This window comes from Streptomyces sp. NBC_00872 (assembly GCF_045161915.1).
GTDB lineage: Bacteria > Actinomycetota > Actinomycetes > Streptomycetales > Streptomycetaceae > Streptomyces.
Window position 1 is genome coordinate 2,504,514 of sequence record NZ_CP108806.1, and the last position, 17,272, is coordinate 2,521,785.

Below are 17,272 nucleotides of genomic sequence, written 5' to 3' on the forward strand. Positions count from 1 at the left end.
GACGGGCGCGGGATGGACAGATCCCTCTCGGAGGGGGGCCGTGGAGCCGGGCAGGTGCGCCTGCCCGGCTCCACGGTGGGCCGGTCACGGTGGCCCTGACGGGCAGAGCCCGCCGCCGCGGTCCCGGCCGAAGACGGCGCCGTCGCGGTGTCAGCCGAAGACGGCGAGGCTCTTGGCCTTGCCGCGCTGTGCCTCGACGAGCGCCAGGAAGCGCCCCTCGGGGCCGAACGCGGCGACCGGCGCGGAGTCGAAGGCCGGCATGTCCAGCCGTACGCCGTTGAGCAGCAGCCCGGCCCGTTTTTCGTCCACGTCCCAGCGCGGGAACGCGGCGGCGGCGGCCTCCGCGACCGGCATGACGGTCAGCTCCCGCTGGAGCTCGTCCAGCGTTCTCGCCGCGTCCAGCGCGTACGGGCCCACCCGGGTCCTGCGCAGCGCGGTGAGATGGCCGCCTACCCCGAGCCCGGCGCCGAGATCGCGGGCGAGGGCACGGATGTACGTACCGGACGAGCAGACGACGGAGACGACCAGATCGAGGACCGGGGTGCCGTCGTCGGCGACGGCCTCGCGTACGTCGTACAGCCGGAACGAGGAGACGGTCACCGGCCGCGCCGGGATCTCGAACTCCTCGCCGCCGCGCACCCGTGCGTAGGACCGCTTGCCGTCGATCTTGATGGCGCTGACCTTGGAGGGCACCTGCATGATCGCGCCGGTCAGCGCCGCGATCCCGCTGTCGATGGCGTCACGCGCGACCAGGGAGGCGTTCGCGGACGAGGTGATCTCGCCCTCCGCGTCATCGGTCACGGTGTTCTGCCCCAGCCGGATCGTGCCGAGGTACTCCTTCTCGGTCAGCGCGAGATGTCCGAGCAGTTTCGTGGCCCGCTCCACACCGAGGACGAGGACCCCCGTCGCCATGGGGTCCAGGGTGCCGGCATGGCCGACGCGCCGTGTTCCGGCGATTCCGCGCATCTTGGCGACGACATCGTGCGAAGTGAAGCCCGACGGCTTGTCCACGATGACAAGGCCGTCGGGCGTCCTGTTCTGCTGAGTCATTCCGCGGCGGCACCGTCCGTGCTGTCCCCGTCCACACCGTCGGGGGTGTCGTCGGCGTCGTCCGCCTTGCGGTACGGGTCGGCCCCGGCCGCGTATGTCTTGCCGGTGGACACCTCCCGTACCTCGGCGTCCTTGGCACGCGCCCGGTCGAGAAGGTCCTCGATGGTGCGCGCGTTGTCCGGCAGGGCGTCGGGGACGAACGCCAGCGTCGGGGTGAAGCGGACGCCGGTCTGGCGGCCCACCTCGGAGCGGAGGACGCCCTTGGCGCTCTCCAGGGCCGCCGCGGAGGCCGCGCGCTCCTCGTCGTCGCCGTAGACCGTGTAGAAGACCGTGGCCTCCCGCAGGTCTCCGGTGACACGGGCGTCCGTGATGGTCACGAACCCCAGTCGCGGGTCCTTGATACGCCGGTCCAGGGTCTCCGCGACCACGACCTGGATGCGATCGGCCAGCTTGCGGGCCCGCGCGTTGTCGGTCACCGGTCCGTCACTCTTCCTTCTGGGTTTTCTTGTCTACTGGTCAGTCTTCATCTGGTCAGTCTTCGTCGCCGTACAGCCGCCGCCGTACCGACAGCAGCTCCACCTCGGGATGCCCGGCGACCATGCGTTCGCACCGGTCGAGCACCTCGGTGAGATGGCGCCAGTCACCGGACACCACCGCCAGACCGATCTCGGCCCTGCGATGGAGGTCCTGGCTGCCGGTCTCCGCCGCGCTGACCGCGAATTTCCGCTGGAGCTCGGCGACGATCGGCCGGACAACGGAGCGTTTCTCCTTCAACGACCGTACGTCGCCGAGAAGCAGATCGAAGGACAGCGTCCCCACATACATGCATGTCCGGATGTCCCGCCGGTACGGGTTCGGTGCCCTGCCAGCGCTTGGCAGGGGCACAAGAACCGTACACGCAACGGCCGGGGCCGATCGACGGAAATACATACCGTCGACCGGCCCCGGACCTCGGGGGTCTGGAGGAGTCCTCCAGCGACCGCCCTGTGCGTCAGCCGCGCGGCTTCTCGCGCATCTCGTAGGTGGCGATGACGTCGTCGATCTTGATGTCGTTGAAGTTTCCGAGGTTGATACCGCCCTCGAAGCCCTCGCGGATCTCGGTGACATCGTCCTTGAAGCGGCGCAGACCCTGGATGTTGAGGTCCTCCGCGACGACCTTGCCGTCGCGGATGAGCCGGGCCTTCGTGTTCCGCCTGACCTCGCCGGAGCGGATGAGAACACCCGCGATGTTGCCCAGCTTGGACGAGCGGAAGACCTCGCGGATCTCCGCCGTACCGAGCTCGACCTCTTCGTACTCCGGCTTGAGCATGCCCTTGAGGGCGGACTCGATCTCCTCGATCGCCTGGTAGATGACCGAGTAGTACCGGACGTCCACGCCTTCGCGCTCGGCCATCTGCGCGGCACGCCCCGCGGCGCGCACGTTGAAGCCGATCACGATGGCGTCGGAGCCCATGGCCAGGTCGATGTCCGACTCGGTGACCGCACCCACACCGCGGTGCAGGACCCGGATGTCCACCTCTTCGCCGACGTCGAGCTGGAGCAGCGAGGACTCGAGGGCCTCCACCGAACCGGACGCGTCGCCCTTGATGATGAGGTTGAGTTCCTGCACCAGACCGGCCTTGAGGGCCTCGTCCAGATTCTCCAGGGAGAACCGGACGCCCCTGCGGGCGAAGGCCGCGTTCCGCTCACGGGCGGCACGCTTCTCGGCGATCTGCCGGGCCGTACGGTCCTCGTCGACCACCAGGAAGTTGTCACCGGCACCGGGCACATTGGTAAGACCCAGGACCAGGACGGGCGTCGAGGGCGTCGCCACGTCGACGTTGTTGCCGTTGTCGTCGAGCATGGCCCGCACCCGGCCGTACGCGTCACCGGCGACCATCGTGTCACCGACGCGCAGCGTGCCGCGCTGGACGAGCACGGTGGCGACGGCGCCGCGGCCGCGGTCGAGATGGGCCTCGATCGCGATGCCCTGCGCGTCCTGCTCCGGGTTGGCCCGCAGGTCGAGCGAGGCGTCCGCGGTCAGGACCACGGCCTCCAGCAGGCTGTCGATGTTCAGACCCTGCTTGGCGGAGATGTCGACGAACATGGTGTCGCCGCCGTACTCCTCGGCCACCAGCCCGAACTCGGTGAGCTGACCGCGCACCTTGGTCGGGTCGGCGCCCTCGACATCGATCTTGTTGACCGCGACCACGATCGGCACATCGGCCGCCTTGGCGTGGTTCAGCGCCTCGATCGTCTGCGGCATCACACCGTCGTTGGCCGCGACCACCAGGATCGCGATGTCGGTGGACTTCGCACCACGGGCACGCATGGCGGTGAACGCCTCGTGACCCGGGGTGTCGATGAAGGTGATCCTGCGCTCTTCACCGTTGACGTCGGTGGCGACCTGGTACGCGCCGATGTGCTGGGTGATACCGCCGGCCTCGCCCGCGACGACGTTCGTCTTGCGGATCGCGTCCAGCAGCCTGGTCTTACCGTGGTCGACGTGACCCATGACGGTCACGACCGGCGGCCGGGACACGAGGAGTTCCTCGCCGCCCTCGTCCTCACCGAACTCGATGTCGAAGGACTCGAGCAGCTCGCGGTCCTCCTCCTCCGGGCTGACGATCTCGACGACGTAGTTCATCTCGTCGGCGAGGAGCTGGAGGGTCTCGTCGGAGACGGACTGGGTGGCCGTCACCATCTCGCCGAGGTTCATCATCACGGCGACGAGCGACGCCGGGTTGGCGTTGATCTTCTCCGCGAAGTCGGTGAGCGACGCACCGCGCGACAGCCGGACGCTCTGTCCGTTGCCACGGGGCAGCATCACACCGCCGACCGACGGGGCCTGCATGGCCTCGTACTCCTGGCGCCTCTGCCGCTTCGACTTGCGGCCACGACGGGCGGGCCCGCCGGGACGGCCGAACGCGCCCTGTGTGCCACCACGGCCACCGGGACCACCCGGACGTCCGCCGAAGCCGGGACGGCCACCGCCGCCACCGCCGAAGCCACCGCCGCCGCCGGGACGGCCCGGAGCGCCGCCACCGCCGCCGCCACCGGGACGGCCGGCGAAGCCACCGCCGCCGCCACCGCCGCCGGGACGACCCGCGAAGCCACCGCCGCCACCGGGACGACCGCCGCCGCCACCGCCGCCGGGACGACCCGCACCGCCGGGACCACGGCCACCGCCGGGACCGCCGCCGGGACGGGGACCCGCCGCGGGACGCTGGGGCATCATGCCCGGGTTGGGACGGTTACCACCGGGGCCGCCGCCGGGACCGCTCGCGGAGCGGGGGGCCTGCGGACGCGGCATACCACCGGGGGTGGGACGTCCGGTCTGACCGCCGGGACCGCCCTGCGGACGGGGACCGCCCTGGCCGGAGCCCTGCGGACGCGGACCGCCGGGGGCACCGGGGCCGCCGGGACGCGGGGCGCCGCCGGGACGGGGCGCCTGCGGGCGCGCCATACCGGTGGAACCGCCGGAGGTGAAGGGGTTGTTACCAGGACGCGGACCGGCCGGACGGGCACCGGGACGCGGGGCCTGACCGGGGCGCGCACCGCCGGAGCGGCCACCCTGGCGCTGATCGCGGTCTCCACCGCGCTGCTCGCGGTCGCCGCCACGCTGGTCACGGTCGCCGCCCTGGCGCTGGTCGCGCTGGTCGCTCCCGGGGCGGGCCGACGGACGCGGTCCAGGGGTGGCACCGGGCCGGGGACCGGCGGCCGGGGCCGACGGGGGCGCGGTGAACTCCGGGGCGGCCGGAGCGGCGGGAGCCGGCTTCGGCGTGGCCGGGGCGGGCCTGGGGGCCGGCGCCGGACGGGGTCCGGGGCTCGGCGCGGTGGGAGTGCTCCTGGGAGCCTCGGCGACGGCCGGCTTGGGAGCCGGGACACCGGGCTTGGGTGCGGCGGGACGCGCCGTCTGGGCCGAGGCCCCCGGCAAGGGTGCCGACGGGGCGGCGGGGGCGGCCGGTGCGGCCGGCCTGGCGGGGGTCGCCTTGCGCGGCGCCCCGGGCTTGGCAGTGGTCTTGCCGGCGTTGCCGCCGGGCCCCTGCAAAGCATCAGTCAACTTACGTACAACCGGCGCCTCGATCGTCGACGACGCCGAACGGACGAATTCACCGAGTTCTTGGAGCTTGGCCATGACGACCTTGCTCTCCACGCCGAACTCCTTGGCGAGTTCGTATACCCGGACCTTAGCCACTTCGCTCCTTTTAGGTCCGGGTTACCGCCGGACCGTCGCTACTTCATGGGCGTACTCATCGCGTACTCATCGAGTGCTCATCGCAATCTCGACCTACTTCCAACTCGCGAGGTACCTGAACCGCACGGGGTTCCGTGCCGTACTTCTTCCTACAGTGCTGCCTGCACCGTCACTGCCTCGAAGGCCCGGCGCAGCTCCGCGCTGTCGAGCGGACCCTGGACCCGGAAGGCCCTGGGGAACGCCCGGCGGCGGACCGCCAGATCGAGACAGTTCAAGGCGGGGTGCGTATACGCACCCCGGCCGGGCAGCGTACCGCGTCGATCGAGGACACACTGCGTCCCGACCACCACGATGCGCAGCAGATCGTTCTTGGCCGCTCGTTCCCGGCATCCCACGCAGGTTCGCTCAGGGCAGGCTCGGGCGCTCGTCCGGCCGGACATGTTCAAGTCTACCTCCCCGCGCCGACCTCACCCCTTTGGGGCAAGACTCGAACGCGTGACAGCTGTGAAGATCGTGTCAGCTCGTCCCGGCTCGTGGCACGGGACCCGTCGCGGTGTGCGACAGGGACCCTCCCGAGATCATTCCCGACGGACCGGCACCCGACGGACCGGCACCCGACGGACCGACGGCCCGGAGCCCGACGGCAGCGGAACCCGCCGGCCACGGAGCCCGGGGGCCCGCCGCCGGCGCCGGCGGTCAGCCACGCTCGCGCTCGCGGTCACCGCCACGCTCGCGGTCGCGGTCGCCACCGCGGTCACGGTCGTCGTCCGTCTGCTCCGTGTCCGGGCGGATGTCGATCCGCCAGCCGGTGAGCCGGGCGGCGAGCCGTGCGTTCTGCCCTTCCTTGCCGATCGCCAGCGAGAGCTGGTAGTCCGGCACGGTCACCCGCGCCGAGCGCGCGGCGAGATCCACGACCTCGACCTTGCTGACCCGGGCCGGGGAGAGCGCGTTGGCCACCATCTCGGCCGGGTCGTCCGACCAGTCGACGATGTCGATCTTCTCACCGAGCAGTTCGGCCATGACATTGCGGACCCGGCCGCCCATCGGACCGATACACGCGCCCTTGGCGTTGAGGCCGGAACGGGTCGACCGTACGGCGATCTTGGTGCGGTGGCCGGCCTCGCGGGCGATCGCGGCGATCTCGACCGAGCCGTCCGCGATCTCCGGGACCTCCAGCGCGAAGAGCTTCTTCACCAGGTTGGGGTGGGTACGGGAGAGCGTGACCGAAGGGCCGCGCACCCCCTTGGCCACCCGCACCACATACGTACGCAGCCGCAGACCGTGCGTGTACTCCTCGCCCGGCACCTGCTCCTGCACCGGAAGGATGGCCTCCAGCTTGTCGTCCAGCTTGACGAGGACGTTCTTGGGGTCCTTGCCCTGCTGGACCAGACCGGCGACGACATCGCCCTCCCGGCGCGCGTACTCGCCGAAGGTGACATCGTTCTCGGCGTCCCGCAGCCGCTGCTGGATGACCTGGCGCGCGGTGGTCGCGGCGATCCGGCCGAAGTCCGACGGGGTGTCGTCGAACTCCTTGGGCTCCTGGCCCTCCTCCAGCTCGGCGGGGTCCTCCTTGGCCCAGACCGTGACATGGCCGTTGTCCCTGCTCAGAACGGCCCGCGCGTGCCGGCGGCTGCCCTCCGTGCGGTGGTAGGCGATGAGGAGGGCGGATTCGATCGCCTCGACCAGCAGATCGAAGGGGATCTCCTTCTCTTGTGCCAAGCCCTTCAGGAGCTTCACATCGATGTCCACGGCTACGCCTCCTCTTCCTTCTTGTCCTTGCGGCTGAACTCGATCTCCACCCGCGCCTTGGCGATCCGCGCGAACTCGACCCGGCGGGCGGTGGGCTTGCGCCCCTTCACACCCGGCACTTCGAGACCGAGCCCCTCGTCGTCCACGGTGAGGATGCGGGCCACCAGTTCGCCGTCCTCGTGGAGCTGGAATCTGGCCAGCCGGCCGACGGCGCGCAGATAGTGACGGTGCTCGGTCAAAGGGCGCTCGGCGCCGGGGGAGGTGACTTCGAGCTGGTACTCGTCCTCGCCCATCGCGTCGGTCTCGTCGAGCTTCTCGGAGATGGAGCGGCTCAGCTCGGCACACTCGTCGAGGTCCACGCCCTCGTCGGAATCGACCACGACTCTCAGCACACGACGCCTGCCTGCCCGGGACACCTCGATCTCCTCCAGATCCAGGTCCTTCGCGCTGACGAGCGGTTCCAGCAGTCCGCGCAGCCTTTCGCTCTGGGTGGTGCTCATCCGGGTGACTCCTCGGCCGCGTGTGCTGTTGTGGGATCGTCGTGTGTCAGATCAAAGGGTATCCGGTCCGAAGGGGTGTTGCCGTCCACCCGTCGATGACCCGCGGGTACGCTCGCCTGCGGTGATCATCGCGAGGCCCGAGGAGAGACGCGTGGGGCGCACGGGGACGACACGGAGGCGTGCGCTCATGGCCGCGGGCGCCGCGGGAGCCGCGGCGGCCGGTCTGCTGGCGGGCTGTACCTCCGATTCCGCGGGCGGACGGAGGTCCGCGAGCGGGACGGGCGCCGCGCGGACCGAGAGCGCGCTGCGGCGGCGGTCCGCCGCCACCAGCCGGGCGCTGCTCGGACAGTACGACGCGGTGCTGGCACGCCACCCGGACGAGGACGAACTGCTGACCCCGCTGCGGACGGCGGTCGCGCGGCAGGTGGACGCGCTGGCGCCGGCGGCACGCGAGTCCGCGCGCCCGTTACCCTCGTCCGCCCCTTCCGCGTCCGGGCCCGGGTCCGGGTCCGAGTCCCCCGGTGCCTCGACCGGACCGAGGCCGCCGGTGCTCCCCGCCGTCGCGGACGACCCGGCGCAGGCCCTCAAGGCGCTGGCGACGGCCGAGCGCCGGACCGCCGACGCGCACACCGCCACCCTTATGGACGCGCCCCCGGAGCTGGCCAGGCTGCTGGCCTCCCTCGCGGCGGCGAGCGCCGCCCACGCCTATCTGCTGACGGAAGGATCCCGCTAGTGAGCACCGGTGCGCTGGCCGCCGCGCAGGCCGCACTCGCGGCGGAGCACGCCGCCGCGTACGGGTACGGAGTCGTCGGCGGCCGGGTCGGCGGCGACCGCCGGGGCGAGGCCGACGCCGCGTACACCGCGCACCGGGCCCGGCGCGACGCGCTCACCCGGACCGTGCGCGACCTCGGCGGGAAGCCGGCCGTGGCGGAGCCCGCGTACGCCCTGCCGTTCGCGGTGCCGGACGCCGCCGCGGCCGTACGGCTCGCCGCCGAGCTGGAGGACCGGATCGCGGGTGTCTACTCCGATCTCGTCCGGGCCGCCGAGGGGCCGCTGCGGCGGGAGGCGGCGGACGCGCTGCGGGAGGCCGCGGTACGCGCGGTGCGCTGGCGCGGCACCGGCGTAGCCTTTCCTGGGCTCGCCGAGCGCGTGTGAGCCCACGGGCCACGAAGGGGAACGACGCACGTATGGGTTTCGAACCGCCGCAGCGTCTGGTGCGCGCGCTCGGCCGGCAGTACGGCGAGCCGGCCGCCGCCGAGTGGCTGAACCGGCTCCCCGCCCTTGCCGGGGAGGCGGTCGCGGCGCGGGGGCTGGAGGTCGAGCGGGTGGTCGCGCCGGGCGGCCGGAGCGGTCTGGTGGTGCTCGTACGGCGGTCCGACGGATCCCCCGCGACGCTCAAGGTCGCCCCGTCCCTCGCGGCTCCCTCGCTGGAGCGGGCGGCGCTGGCGCACTGGAAGGGCTGGGGCGCGGTCGAACTGCTCGACGCCGCCGACTCCGCCTCCCCCACCTCCCCCGCGGACGGCGCGCTGCTGCTGGAACGTCTCCAGCCGGAGATCTCGCTCCGCTCCCTGCCTGAGGCGAAGGCCCTGCTGGAAGCGGCGGGTACGGTACGCAAGCTCTGGGTCGACCCGCCCGTGGGCCATGGTTTCGAGACGGTGGCCGGGCGGACGGCGCGGGAGGCGGCGGCGCTGCGCGCTCCGGAGGACGGGAGCCTCGCGCCGCTCGTGTCGGCCGCGCTGGCCGCGCGTGAGGAGCTCTGCGCCTCCTCGGCGGAGACCCGGCTCCTGCACGGCGCCTTCGGCCAGGGCAAGGTGCTCGCGGGCGACCGGACGCCCTGGCTCGCGGTGGGCCCCGAGCCGCTGGTCGGTGAGCGGGCCTACGATCTCGCCCGGCTGGTCCGTGACCGGGTGGAGGACCTGGTGGCGGCCTCTTCCGGGCCCTCGTCGGCCCGCAGACGGGTGAGCAGACTGGCCGATTCGCTGGAGGTGGACGGGGAGCGGCTGCGGGGCTGGACGCTGTTCCGCGCGGTGGAGTCGGGGGTGCGGGCGCTGGGGGCGGGCCGCCGTCAGAGCGGTGAGCTCCTGCTGGAGTTCGCGGGCTGGCTGTAACGCGTTACGGGCCCGAAAGGATTCGGGCCCGTACGGCGACGGCGGACGGGGGGGCACAGCCCCCCGGTCCGTGAGGTCAGGCGGTGAGGCGGGCGATGGCCTCCTCGGCCGTCAGTTCCTCGCGCTCGCCCGTACGGCGGTCCTTCAGCTCCAGGACGCCCTCCGCGGAACGGCGGCCCGCCACCAGGATGTGCGGTACGCCGATCAGCTCGGCGTCGGTGAACTTGACGCCCGGGGAGACCCCGGGCCGCTCGTCCACCAGCACGCGCAGCCCCGCCGCCGAGAGCTTCTCGGAGACCTGGAGGGCCAGCTCCGTCTGGAGCGCCTTGCCCGCCGCCACGACATGGACGTCCGCCGGGGCGATCTCCTGGGGCCAGCACAGGCCCTGCTCGTCGGCCGTCTGCTCGGCCAGCGCGGCGACGGCGCGCGAGACGCCGATGCCGTAGGAGCCCATGGTCACGCGTACGGGCTTGCCCTGCTGGCCCAGCACATCGAGCTGGAAGGTGTCGGCGTACTTGCGGCCGAGCTGGAAGATATGGCCGATCTCGATCGCGCGGTCGAGCTTGAGGCCCGTACCGCACACGGGGCACGGGTCGCCCTCCTCGACGACGACCACGTCGAGATAGGTGTCGACCTCGAAGTCCCGTCCGCAGACCACATCGCGCGCGTGGGTGCCGGGCTTGTTGGCGCCGGTGATCCAGGCGGTGCCGGGCGCGACCCGGGGGTCCGCGATATAGCGGATCTTGAGGCCCTGCGGGCCGACATAGCCCCGTACGAGCTCGGGCCGGTCCTCGAAGTCCTCGGCCGTCACCAGCTCCACCACGGCGGGCGCGAGGTGCTCGCCCAGCTTGCCGAGGTCCACCTCGCGGTCGCCGGGGACGCCCACCGCGGTGATCTCGCCGTCGACCTTGACGAGCAGGTTCTTCAGGGTCGCCGAGGCCGACACCCCGAGGTACGCGGCGAGCGTCTCGATGGTCGGGGTGTCGGGGGTGTCCAGCTCCTCGACCGGGCCGTGCTCCGCCGTGGCGGGCGCGGGGGCCGCGAAAGTGACCGCCTCCGTGTTCGCCGCGTAGTCACACGCCGGGCAGTCCACGAACGTGTCCTCGCCCGCCGCGGCGGGCGCCAGGAACTCCTCGGACGCGGAGCCGCCCATCGCGCCGGAGACCGCGGAGACGATACGGAAGTCGAGACCGAGCCGGGCGAAGATCTTCTGGTACGCGGCGCGGTGCAGCGCGTACGACTCGGCCAGGCCCTCGTCCGTGGTGTCGAAGGAGTACGAGTCCTTCATCTGGAACTCACGGCCGCGCAGCACACCGGAGCGCGGCCGGGCCTCGTCGCGGTACTTGGTCTGGATCTGGTACAGCATCACCGGCAGGTCCTTGTAGGACGTGCACTGGTCCTTGACGACCTGGGTGAAGATCTCCTCGTGCGTCGGGCCCAGCAGATAGTCGGCGCCCTTGCGGTCCTTGAGACGGAACAGCAGATCGCCGTACTCCTCCCACCGGCCGCTGGCCTCGTACGGCTCCCTGGGCAGCAGCGCGGGCAGCAGCACCTCCTGCGCGCCGATCGCGTCCATCTCCTCGCGGACGACGCGTGAGATGTTGTCGAGGACCTTCTTGCCCAGCGGCAGCCAGCTCCAGATGCCGGCGGACGTACGGCGGACATACCCCGCGCGGACGAGCAGCTTGTGGCTGAGGGTCTCGGCGTCCGCCGGGTCGTCGCGCAGTGTCTTGACCATCAAACGGGACATGCGCTGGACCTGGGACATGGGGAACACTCCTGGCGTTCTGCGTTCTGCGTTCTCTCGGGTGATGCCTGGAGGTTAGCCGGGGCGCCCCGGCAGGCGGAAATCAGTTGCCGCTCAGCTGCCGCCGGCGCGCCGTCCGCGCAGCGGCAGCGGGGCGCCCATCACGGCGTACGGCTTGGGCGCGCTGGGGAAGTGGACCTGGCGGGCGAGGTCCTCGTAACCGAGTGCGCGGTAGAGACGGCGGGCCGGGCTCTCGGTGTCGATGGCGGACAGGATCGACTTCGGCTGTACGGCGCCGTCCGTGATGGCGGTGATCAGCGCGCGGCCGATGCCCCGGGCCTGGAACTCGGGATGGACATGGAGTTCGGTGATCACGAAGGAGTCGTCGAGCCAGTCGTCGGAGGCGGTGGCGCGCAGATACGGCTCGACGACCGTGGACCACCAGTGGCCCCGGTCGTTCGGCAGGCCGTACACGAACCCGACGAGCCGGCCCGACCCGGTGGTCGCGCCGAAGGCACGGCAGCCGGGGTACATGAGATGCCGGAGCACGATATGGCGGCGTACCCCGATCTCGTCGTCGCTGAGCCCGAAGGCGAGGGCCTGCACGGCGAGTGCCTCGTCGACGCGTGAGGCGAGATCGACCGGCGCTACCTGGACGTCGGGAATCCGGGGGGTGTCCCCGGGGATGCTCAGCATGGCCGAACCCTACTTTCAGAAGAGCACGCTCATGAAGGCGCCCACCTCACGGAAGCCGACGCGCCGATAGGCCGCGCGGGCAGGCGTGTTGTAGTCGTTCACGTACAGGCTCACGACGGGTGCGACATCGGCCAGCGCGTGCCGTACGACCGCCGCCATACCCGACTCGGACAGACCCCGGCCGCGGTACTCGGGGTCGACCCAGACGCCCTGGATCTGGCAGGCCTGGGTGGTCGCGGCACCGATCTCGGCCTTGAAGATGACCCTGCCGTCGTCGATACGGGCGAACGACCGCCCCGCGCCGACCAGTTCGGCCACCCGCGCCTGGTAGAGCAGTCCGCCGTCGCCCGCGAGCGGGGAGACACCGACCTCCTCGGTGAACATGGCGACACAGGCCGGCATGATCACCTCCAGCTCGTCCTTGCGGATACGGCGCACGAAGGGATCGGGCGCGACCACGGCGGGGATCTCCTCGGTCACCATCAGTGGCTGATGGGCGCGGACCTCGCGGGCGGGGCCCCAACTGGGCTCCAGCAGCCGCCAGAGCTGGGCGGTGGGCTCGGCGGGGCCGACGATCGAGGAGCAGCGGCGGCCGGTTCTGCGGGCACGGTCCGCGAAGGCGCGTACGGACTCGGGGCCGGCGCAGATCGGTACGAGATTGGCGCCGGAGTAGCAGAGGGAGCGCAGCCGCCCGTCCGCGTACCAGCCCCACATCTCGCCGCCGAGGCGCCAGGGGTCGAGTCCCGCGATCTGCACCCGGGAGGTCACGAAGGCGTTGGCGACGGGTTCGCTCTCCAGGATGGCGAGCGCGGCGCCGAGTTCACCGGGTTCGAGGACCCGAGTGGTGGTCTGCGTCAACACGAGGGGCCTCACCATACGGTCTGCTGATCTCCGCACTGTACCTGGCGGGTCCGTGGCGTGCCGCTCACAGGGGAAGGTCCCGCGGCCGGTGCCCTGGGCAGGGGCCGCGGGACCCCGGTACGTAGCCGTGGGACCCCGGTACGTGAAGGAGCGGGGCGGGAAGAACGCCGGGGGCGGGCGGCGGCGGAGGGCGGGAGAAGCCTGCCCGGAGCGGTCGCCCGAAGCCGGTTCGGAGCGGTCGGCCGGAACCGGTTCGGAGCGGGCGCTTGGAGCCGCCTCGCCGGGATCCGTCGGGTGGGATACGCCGACAGGATCCGTCGCCGGGATCCGTCAGCTCACGGAGACCTCGGGCTCGCCCGAGGGGATGCCGTCCTTCTCCATCTGCTCGGCGATCTTCATCGCCTCTTCGATCAGGGTCTCCACGATCTTCGACTCCGGCACGGTCTTGACGACCTCGCCCTTCACAAAGATCTGCCCCTTGCCATTGCCCGACGCCACACCCAGATCCGCCTCACGCGCCTCACCCGGACCGTTCACCACACAGCCCATCACCGCGACCCGCAACGGAACCTCCATACCCTCCAGCCCCGCCGTCACCTCATCCGCGAGCTTGTACACATCCACCTGCGCACGCCCGCACGACGGACACGACACGATCTCCAGCCGCCGCTGCTTCAGATTCAACGCCTCCAGAATCTGCAGACCGACCTTGACCTCCTCCGCCGGCGGAGCCGACAGAGACACCCGGATCGTGTCCCCGATCCCCTCACTCAGCAACGCCCCGAACGCCACAGCCGACTTGATCGTCCCCTGGAACGCAGGACCCGCCTCCGTCACCCCGAGGTGCAGCGGATAGTCGCACTGCGCGGCCAACTGCCGGTAGGCGTTCACCATCACCACCGGATCGTTGTGCTTCACCGAGATCTTGATGTCCCGGAAACCGTGCTCCTCGAACAACGACGCCTCCCACAGCGCCGACTCCACCAGCGCCTCCGGCGTCGCCTTCCCGTACTTCCGCAGCAGCCGCGCGTCCAGCGACCCCGCGTTCACCCCGATACGGATCGGCGTCCCCGCGTCCCCCGCCGCCTTCGCGATCTCCCGCACCTTGTCGTCGAACTGCTTGATGTTCCCCGGATTCACCCGCACCGCCGCACACCCCGCGTCAATCGCCGCGAACACATACTTCGGCTGGAAATGAATATCCGCGATCACCGGAATCTGCGACTTCCGCGCGATCACCGCCAACGCGTCCGCGTCATCCTGCGTCGGACACGCCACCCGCACGATCTGACACCCCGACGCCGTCAACTCAGCGATCTGCTGCAACGTCGCACCCACATCCGACGTACGCGTCGTCGTCATCGACTGCACCGACACCGGCGCATCCCCACCGACCGCCACCGACCCGACCTGGATCTGGCGGCTGACCCTACGGTCGGCGAGCTTCGTCGGAACGGACGGCATTCCGAGAGAAATTGCAGTCATCTGCTGTGCAACCCCAAGGTGTGGATCAAGGTCCCGAGATGGGCGGGCTCCGGCCCCGAGATTACGCCACCGCACGGCGCCCGAGCACATCGCCGCCAAAACTCCACCCAAAGGTAAGCGGCCGGACACGAAAGGTGTCCGGCCGCTTGAAACAGGTGCAAACAGCTGATCTGGGTGTGCCGCGGGAGTCAGGAGATCTTGACGGGATTGAAGACGTCGGCGACCAGCACGAGCAGCGTGAAGCAGATGAAGATGCCCGCCACGACATAGGCGAACGGCATCAGCTTCGCGACATCGAACGGGCCCGGGTCGGGCCGCTTGAAGAGACGTGCGAGCCTGCGCCGCAGGGACTCCCAGAGCGCGCCCGCGATATGCCCGCCGTCGAGGGGCAGCAGCGGCAGCATGTTGAAGAGGAAGAGCGAGAGGTTGAAGCCCGCGAGCAGGAACAGCATCATCGCGATCTGGTTCTGCGCCGGGATGTCCAGCGTCATCACCTCGCCGCCGATACGGGCCGCGCCGACCACACCGACCGGTGAGTCGTCCTTGCGGGGGCCGTCCCCGAAGGCGGCGCTCCAGAGGTCCGGGATCTTGGACGGCAGGGCGACGATCGACTCGGCACCGTCGCCGATCATGGTGCCCATCCGGTCCACGGACTGGGGGAAGGAGAGCGGGACGATCTCGGTGGCGGCGGCGAAGCCGAGATAGCCGGCCGGGACGTACTCGCCCGGGACGATCTCTCCGTCGGAGTCCTTCTCGGCCACCATGTTCCTGGCGAGTGTGGCGTGCAGATCCTGCCGGGTGCCGTCGCGCTCCACGGTGACGGTGGCCGGGCCGATGGTTTTGCGGATGAGGTTGGAGAGCGTGGTCCAGTCCTCGACCCGCTGTCCGTTGAGGGCGACGATCCTGTCGCCCTCCTTGAGACCGGCCGCCTGGGCGGGCGAGATCTTGTCGCCCTTCTCACAGGTGTCCCGCTTCTCGCTCTGCGGGATCACACACTTCTGGACGCCCGCGACCTGGGTGGTCTGCGTCTGGAAGCCGAAGCTCATCGCCACACCGATGAAGATCACGGCGGCGAGCACCAGATTCATGAACGGGCCCGCGAACATCACGATCACGCGCTTCCACGGCTTGCGCGTGTAGAACAGGCGCTTCTCGTCGCCCGGTTGCAGCTCCTCGAAGGCCGCCGAGCGGGCGTCCTCTATCATCCCGCGCCAGGGCGAGGTGGACCGCGCCTCGATCCTGCCGTCGGGGCCCGGCGGGAACATTCCGATCATGCGGATATAGCCGCCGAGCGGGATCGCCTTGATGCCGTACTCCGTGTCGCCCTTCTTCCGCGACCAGATGGTCGGCCCGAAGCCGACCATGTACTGGGGCACGCGGATACCGAAGAACTTGGCCGTCGAGAGATGGCCGAGTTCGTGCCAGGCGATGGAGAAGAGCAGTCCGGCGACAAAGACCAGAATGCCGAGGACCGTCAACAGAATCGTCATGCGCGAGCCTCCGCCGGCTGTTCTTCGCCGATTGTGTCTGCCAGTTTGTCTGCCAGGGCCGCCGCCTTCTCACGGGCCCTGGCACGTGCCCAGGTCTCCGCTTCGAGGACGTCCGCCAGGGTGAGCGAGGTTCCCGTACGTGAGTCACCGCGCACCACGCCGTGCACCGTGCCGTGTTCCGCGACGACCTCGGTGACCGTATCCATGATGCCGTTGAACGGCAGCCTGCCCGCGAGGAACGCGTCGACGCACTCCTCGTTCGCGGCATTGAACACCGCCGGGGCCGTGCCGCCCAGGGCCCCTACCTGTCTGGCGAGTCCCACGGAGGGGAAGGCCTCCGTATCGAGCGGGAAGAACTCCCAGGTCGAGGCCTTGGTCCAGTCGAACGCGGGAGCGGCGTCGGGGACCCTCCCCGGCCAGCCGAGACCGATGGCGATCGGCCCGCGCATATCCGGCGGGGTCGCCTGGGCCAGGGTCGAGCCGTCGCTGAATTCCACCATCGAGTGGACATACGACTGGGGGTGGACGACCACCTCAATGCGTTCGAAGGGAATGTCGTACAGAAGATGCGCCTCGATCACTTCGAGCCCCTTGTTGACGAGGGTCGCCGAATTGATCGTGATCACCGGGCCCATCGCCCAGGTGGGATGCGCGAGGGCGTCCCGGGGGGTGACATCGGCCAGTTCGGCGCGCGTACGGCCGCGGAAGGGCCCGCCGGAGGCCGTCACCACGAGTTTGCGCACATCGGCGCGGGTACCGGCGGCCAGCGCCTGGAAGAGCGCGGCGTGCTCGGAGTCGACGGGGATGATCTGGCCGGGTTCGGCCACGGCCTTGACCAGGGGACCGCCGACGATCAGCGATTCCTTGTTGGCGAGAGCGAGGGTGCGGCCCGCGGTGAGGGCGGCGAGCGTGGGGGCGAGCCCGATGGAGCCGGTGATGCCGTTGAGGACGGTGTGGCAGTCGGAACCCGCCAGCTCGGTGGCGGCGTCCGGCCCCGCGAGAATCTCGGGGAGCGGCTCGCCCGTACCGTACTGCGCCCCGAGCGCCTCCCGCAGCGCGGGCACGGCGTCCTCGCGCGCGACCGCCACGGTACGGACGCGTAGCTTCCGGGCCTGCTCGGCGAGGAGCGCGGGGCGCCCGCCCGCGGCGGAGAGCGCGGTGACACGGAAGCGGTCGGGATTGCGCAGGACCAGGTCGATGGCCTGGGTGCCGATGGATCCGGTGGAGCCGAGGACGACGATGTCCCGGCGGCCTTCGGTCGGGTCGAAGGCGATGTGCGGATCGGCGAGAGGGGCTGGGCTGTCGCTCATGCCCCCCATTCTTGCCCCATCCGTGCGCCGGTTGGACAGCGCGCCCCCGCGCTTGTTCGGTGCGCCGGTCCTCGGTCCCGTTCCGTGCGCCGGTCCTCG

The 17,272-nt window shown here is 70.9% G+C and carries 16 protein-coding genes; 3 read left to right on the forward strand and 13 right to left on the reverse strand.

Translation table 11 applies throughout. From position 1 onward, the window contains the following. Positions 1-150 precede the first annotated feature (150 nt). The 7 genes from truB to rimP all read right to left on the reverse strand — a co-directional run bounded on the left by truB (position 151) and on the right by rimP (position 7,476). Entirely contained in the window at positions 151-1,050 is a 900-nt protein-coding gene (truB, locus tag OG214_RS10585; protein WP_365906302.1) for a tRNA pseudouridine(55) synthase TruB, read from the reverse strand. Beyond that, the gene (gene rbfA / locus OG214_RS10590) at positions 1,047-1,526 is read right to left on the reverse strand and encodes a 30S ribosome-binding factor RbfA (protein WP_363085733.1); all 480 of its coding nucleotides are present in this window, start codon (positions 1,524-1,526) and stop codon (positions 1,047-1,049) included. The genes truB and rbfA overlap by 4 nt, the downstream gene beginning before the upstream one ends. A 55-nt stretch (positions 1,527-1,581) precedes the next feature. After that, positions 1,582-1,875 (reverse strand): DUF503 domain-containing protein, encoded by a 294-nt coding sequence (locus tag OG214_RS10595; protein WP_405984604.1) that lies wholly within the window; start codon positions 1,873-1,875, stop codon positions 1,582-1,584. 166 nt (positions 1,876-2,041) lie between these two features. Further along, positions 2,042-5,227: a translation initiation factor IF-2 gene (infB, locus tag OG214_RS10600; RefSeq protein ID WP_405984605.1), complete on the reverse strand. Its 3,186-nt coding sequence runs from the start codon at positions 5,225-5,227 to the stop codon at positions 2,042-2,044. Positions 5,228-5,376: 149 nt separating this feature from the next. Then, positions 5,377-5,667: a YlxR family protein gene (locus OG214_RS10605; protein ID WP_363085926.1), complete on the reverse strand. Its 291-nt coding sequence runs from the start codon at positions 5,665-5,667 to the stop codon at positions 5,377-5,379. Between the two features lie 256 nt (positions 5,668-5,923). Continuing rightward, a complete protein-coding gene (gene nusA / locus OG214_RS10610) occupies positions 5,924-6,976 on the reverse strand; it encodes a transcription termination factor NusA (RefSeq protein WP_363085927.1) in 1,053 nt (350 codons plus the stop codon). A 2-nt stretch (positions 6,977-6,978) separates the two neighbouring features. Beyond that, the gene (rimP, locus tag OG214_RS10615) at positions 6,979-7,476 is read right to left on the reverse strand and encodes a ribosome maturation factor RimP (protein ID WP_363085928.1); all 498 of its coding nucleotides are present in this window, start codon (positions 7,474-7,476) and stop codon (positions 6,979-6,981) included. Between the two features lie 187 nt (positions 7,477-7,663). On the opposite strand from rimP, the gene OG214_RS10620 reads away from it, so the two are divergent. Genes OG214_RS10620 through OG214_RS10630 form a run of 3 tightly spaced genes read left to right on the forward strand, consistent with a single transcriptional unit; the run spans position 7,664 to position 9,584 of the window. Beyond that, the gene (locus OG214_RS10620; RefSeq protein WP_405984606.1) at positions 7,664-8,209 is read left to right on the forward strand and encodes a hypothetical protein; all 546 of its coding nucleotides are present in this window, start codon (positions 7,664-7,666) and stop codon (positions 8,207-8,209) included. Next, on the forward strand, positions 8,209-8,631 hold the full coding sequence (locus tag OG214_RS10625; protein WP_405984607.1) for a DUF4439 domain-containing protein: 423 nt from the start codon (positions 8,209-8,211) through the stop codon (positions 8,629-8,631). Before OG214_RS10620 ends, OG214_RS10625 begins: the two co-directional genes overlap by 1 nt. A 32-nt stretch (positions 8,632-8,663) precedes the next feature. Then, entirely contained in the window at positions 8,664-9,584 is a 921-nt protein-coding gene (locus OG214_RS10630) for an aminoglycoside phosphotransferase family protein (RefSeq protein ID WP_405984608.1), read from the forward strand. Positions 9,585-9,660: 76 nt separating this feature from the next. On the opposite strand, the gene OG214_RS10635 is transcribed toward OG214_RS10630, so the two are convergent. The 6 genes from OG214_RS10635 to dxr all read right to left on the reverse strand — a co-directional run bounded on the left by OG214_RS10635 (position 9,661) and on the right by dxr (position 17,173). Beyond that, positions 9,661-11,352, reverse strand: coding sequence for a proline--tRNA ligase (locus OG214_RS10635; RefSeq protein WP_405984609.1), 1,692 nt, complete (start codon positions 11,350-11,352; stop codon positions 9,661-9,663). Positions 11,353-11,445: 93 nt separating this feature from the next. Further along, positions 11,446-12,027, reverse strand: coding sequence for a GNAT family N-acetyltransferase (locus OG214_RS10640; protein WP_363085810.1), 582 nt, complete (start codon positions 12,025-12,027; stop codon positions 11,446-11,448). 15 nt (positions 12,028-12,042) lie between these two features. Next, on the reverse strand, positions 12,043-12,903 hold the full coding sequence (locus tag OG214_RS10645) for a GNAT family N-acetyltransferase (protein WP_405984610.1): 861 nt from the start codon (positions 12,901-12,903) through the stop codon (positions 12,043-12,045). Between the two features lie 315 nt (positions 12,904-13,218). After that, on the reverse strand, positions 13,219-14,373 hold the full coding sequence (gene ispG / locus OG214_RS10650) for a flavodoxin-dependent (E)-4-hydroxy-3-methylbut-2-enyl-diphosphate synthase (RefSeq protein WP_405987468.1): 1,155 nt from the start codon (positions 14,371-14,373) through the stop codon (positions 13,219-13,221). A 188-nt stretch (positions 14,374-14,561) separates the two neighbouring features. After that, positions 14,562-15,863, reverse strand: coding sequence for a M50 family metallopeptidase (locus OG214_RS10655; protein WP_405984611.1), 1,302 nt, complete (start codon positions 15,861-15,863; stop codon positions 14,562-14,564). Beyond that, positions 15,860-17,173, reverse strand: a complete 1,314-nt coding sequence (gene dxr, locus OG214_RS10660) for a 1-deoxy-D-xylulose-5-phosphate reductoisomerase (protein WP_363084718.1) — start codon at positions 17,171-17,173, stop codon at positions 15,860-15,862. Before dxr ends, OG214_RS10655 begins: the two co-directional genes overlap by 4 nt. Between the last annotated feature and the right edge of the window lie 99 nt (positions 17,174-17,272).

What these genes read in the sequence shown, in the direction of transcription:
- truB (WP_365906302.1), bottom strand. Translation starts at nt 1,050, where the DNA reads ATGACTCAGCAGAACAGGACGCCCGACGGCCTTGTCATCGTGGACAAG.
- dxr (WP_363084718.1), bottom strand. Translation starts at nt 17,173, where the DNA reads ATGAGCGACAGCCCAGCCCCTCTCGCCGATCCGCACATCGCCTTCGAC.
- OG214_RS10620 (WP_405984606.1), top strand. Translation starts at nt 7,664, where the DNA reads ATGGCCGCGGGCGCCGCGGGAGCCGCGGCGGCCGGTCTGCTGGCGGGC.
- OG214_RS10645 (WP_405984610.1), bottom strand. Translation starts at nt 12,903, where the DNA reads ATGGTGAGGCCCCTCGTGTTGACGCAGACCACCACTCGGGTCCTCGAA.
- OG214_RS10635 (WP_405984609.1), bottom strand. Translation starts at nt 11,352, where the DNA reads ATGTCCCAGGTCCAGCGCATGTCCCGTTTGATGGTCAAGACACTGCGC.
- OG214_RS10605 (WP_363085926.1), bottom strand. Translation starts at nt 5,667, where the DNA reads ATGTCCGGCCGGACGAGCGCCCGAGCCTGCCCTGAGCGAACCTGCGTG.
- OG214_RS10640 (WP_363085810.1), bottom strand. Translation starts at nt 12,027, where the DNA reads ATGCTGAGCATCCCCGGGGACACCCCCCGGATTCCCGACGTCCAGGTA.
- OG214_RS10630 (WP_405984608.1), top strand. Translation starts at nt 8,664, where the DNA reads ATGGGTTTCGAACCGCCGCAGCGTCTGGTGCGCGCGCTCGGCCGGCAG.
- ispG (WP_405987468.1), bottom strand. Translation starts at nt 14,373, where the DNA reads ATGACTGCAATTTCTCTCGGAATGCCGTCCGTTCCGACGAAGCTCGCC.
- OG214_RS10655 (WP_405984611.1), bottom strand. Translation starts at nt 15,863, where the DNA reads ATGACGATTCTGTTGACGGTCCTCGGCATTCTGGTCTTTGTCGCCGGA.
- OG214_RS10595 (WP_405984604.1), bottom strand. Translation starts at nt 1,875, where the DNA reads ATGTATGTGGGGACGCTGTCCTTCGATCTGCTTCTCGGCGACGTACGG.
- rimP (WP_363085928.1), bottom strand. Translation starts at nt 7,476, where the DNA reads ATGAGCACCACCCAGAGCGAAAGGCTGCGCGGACTGCTGGAACCGCTC.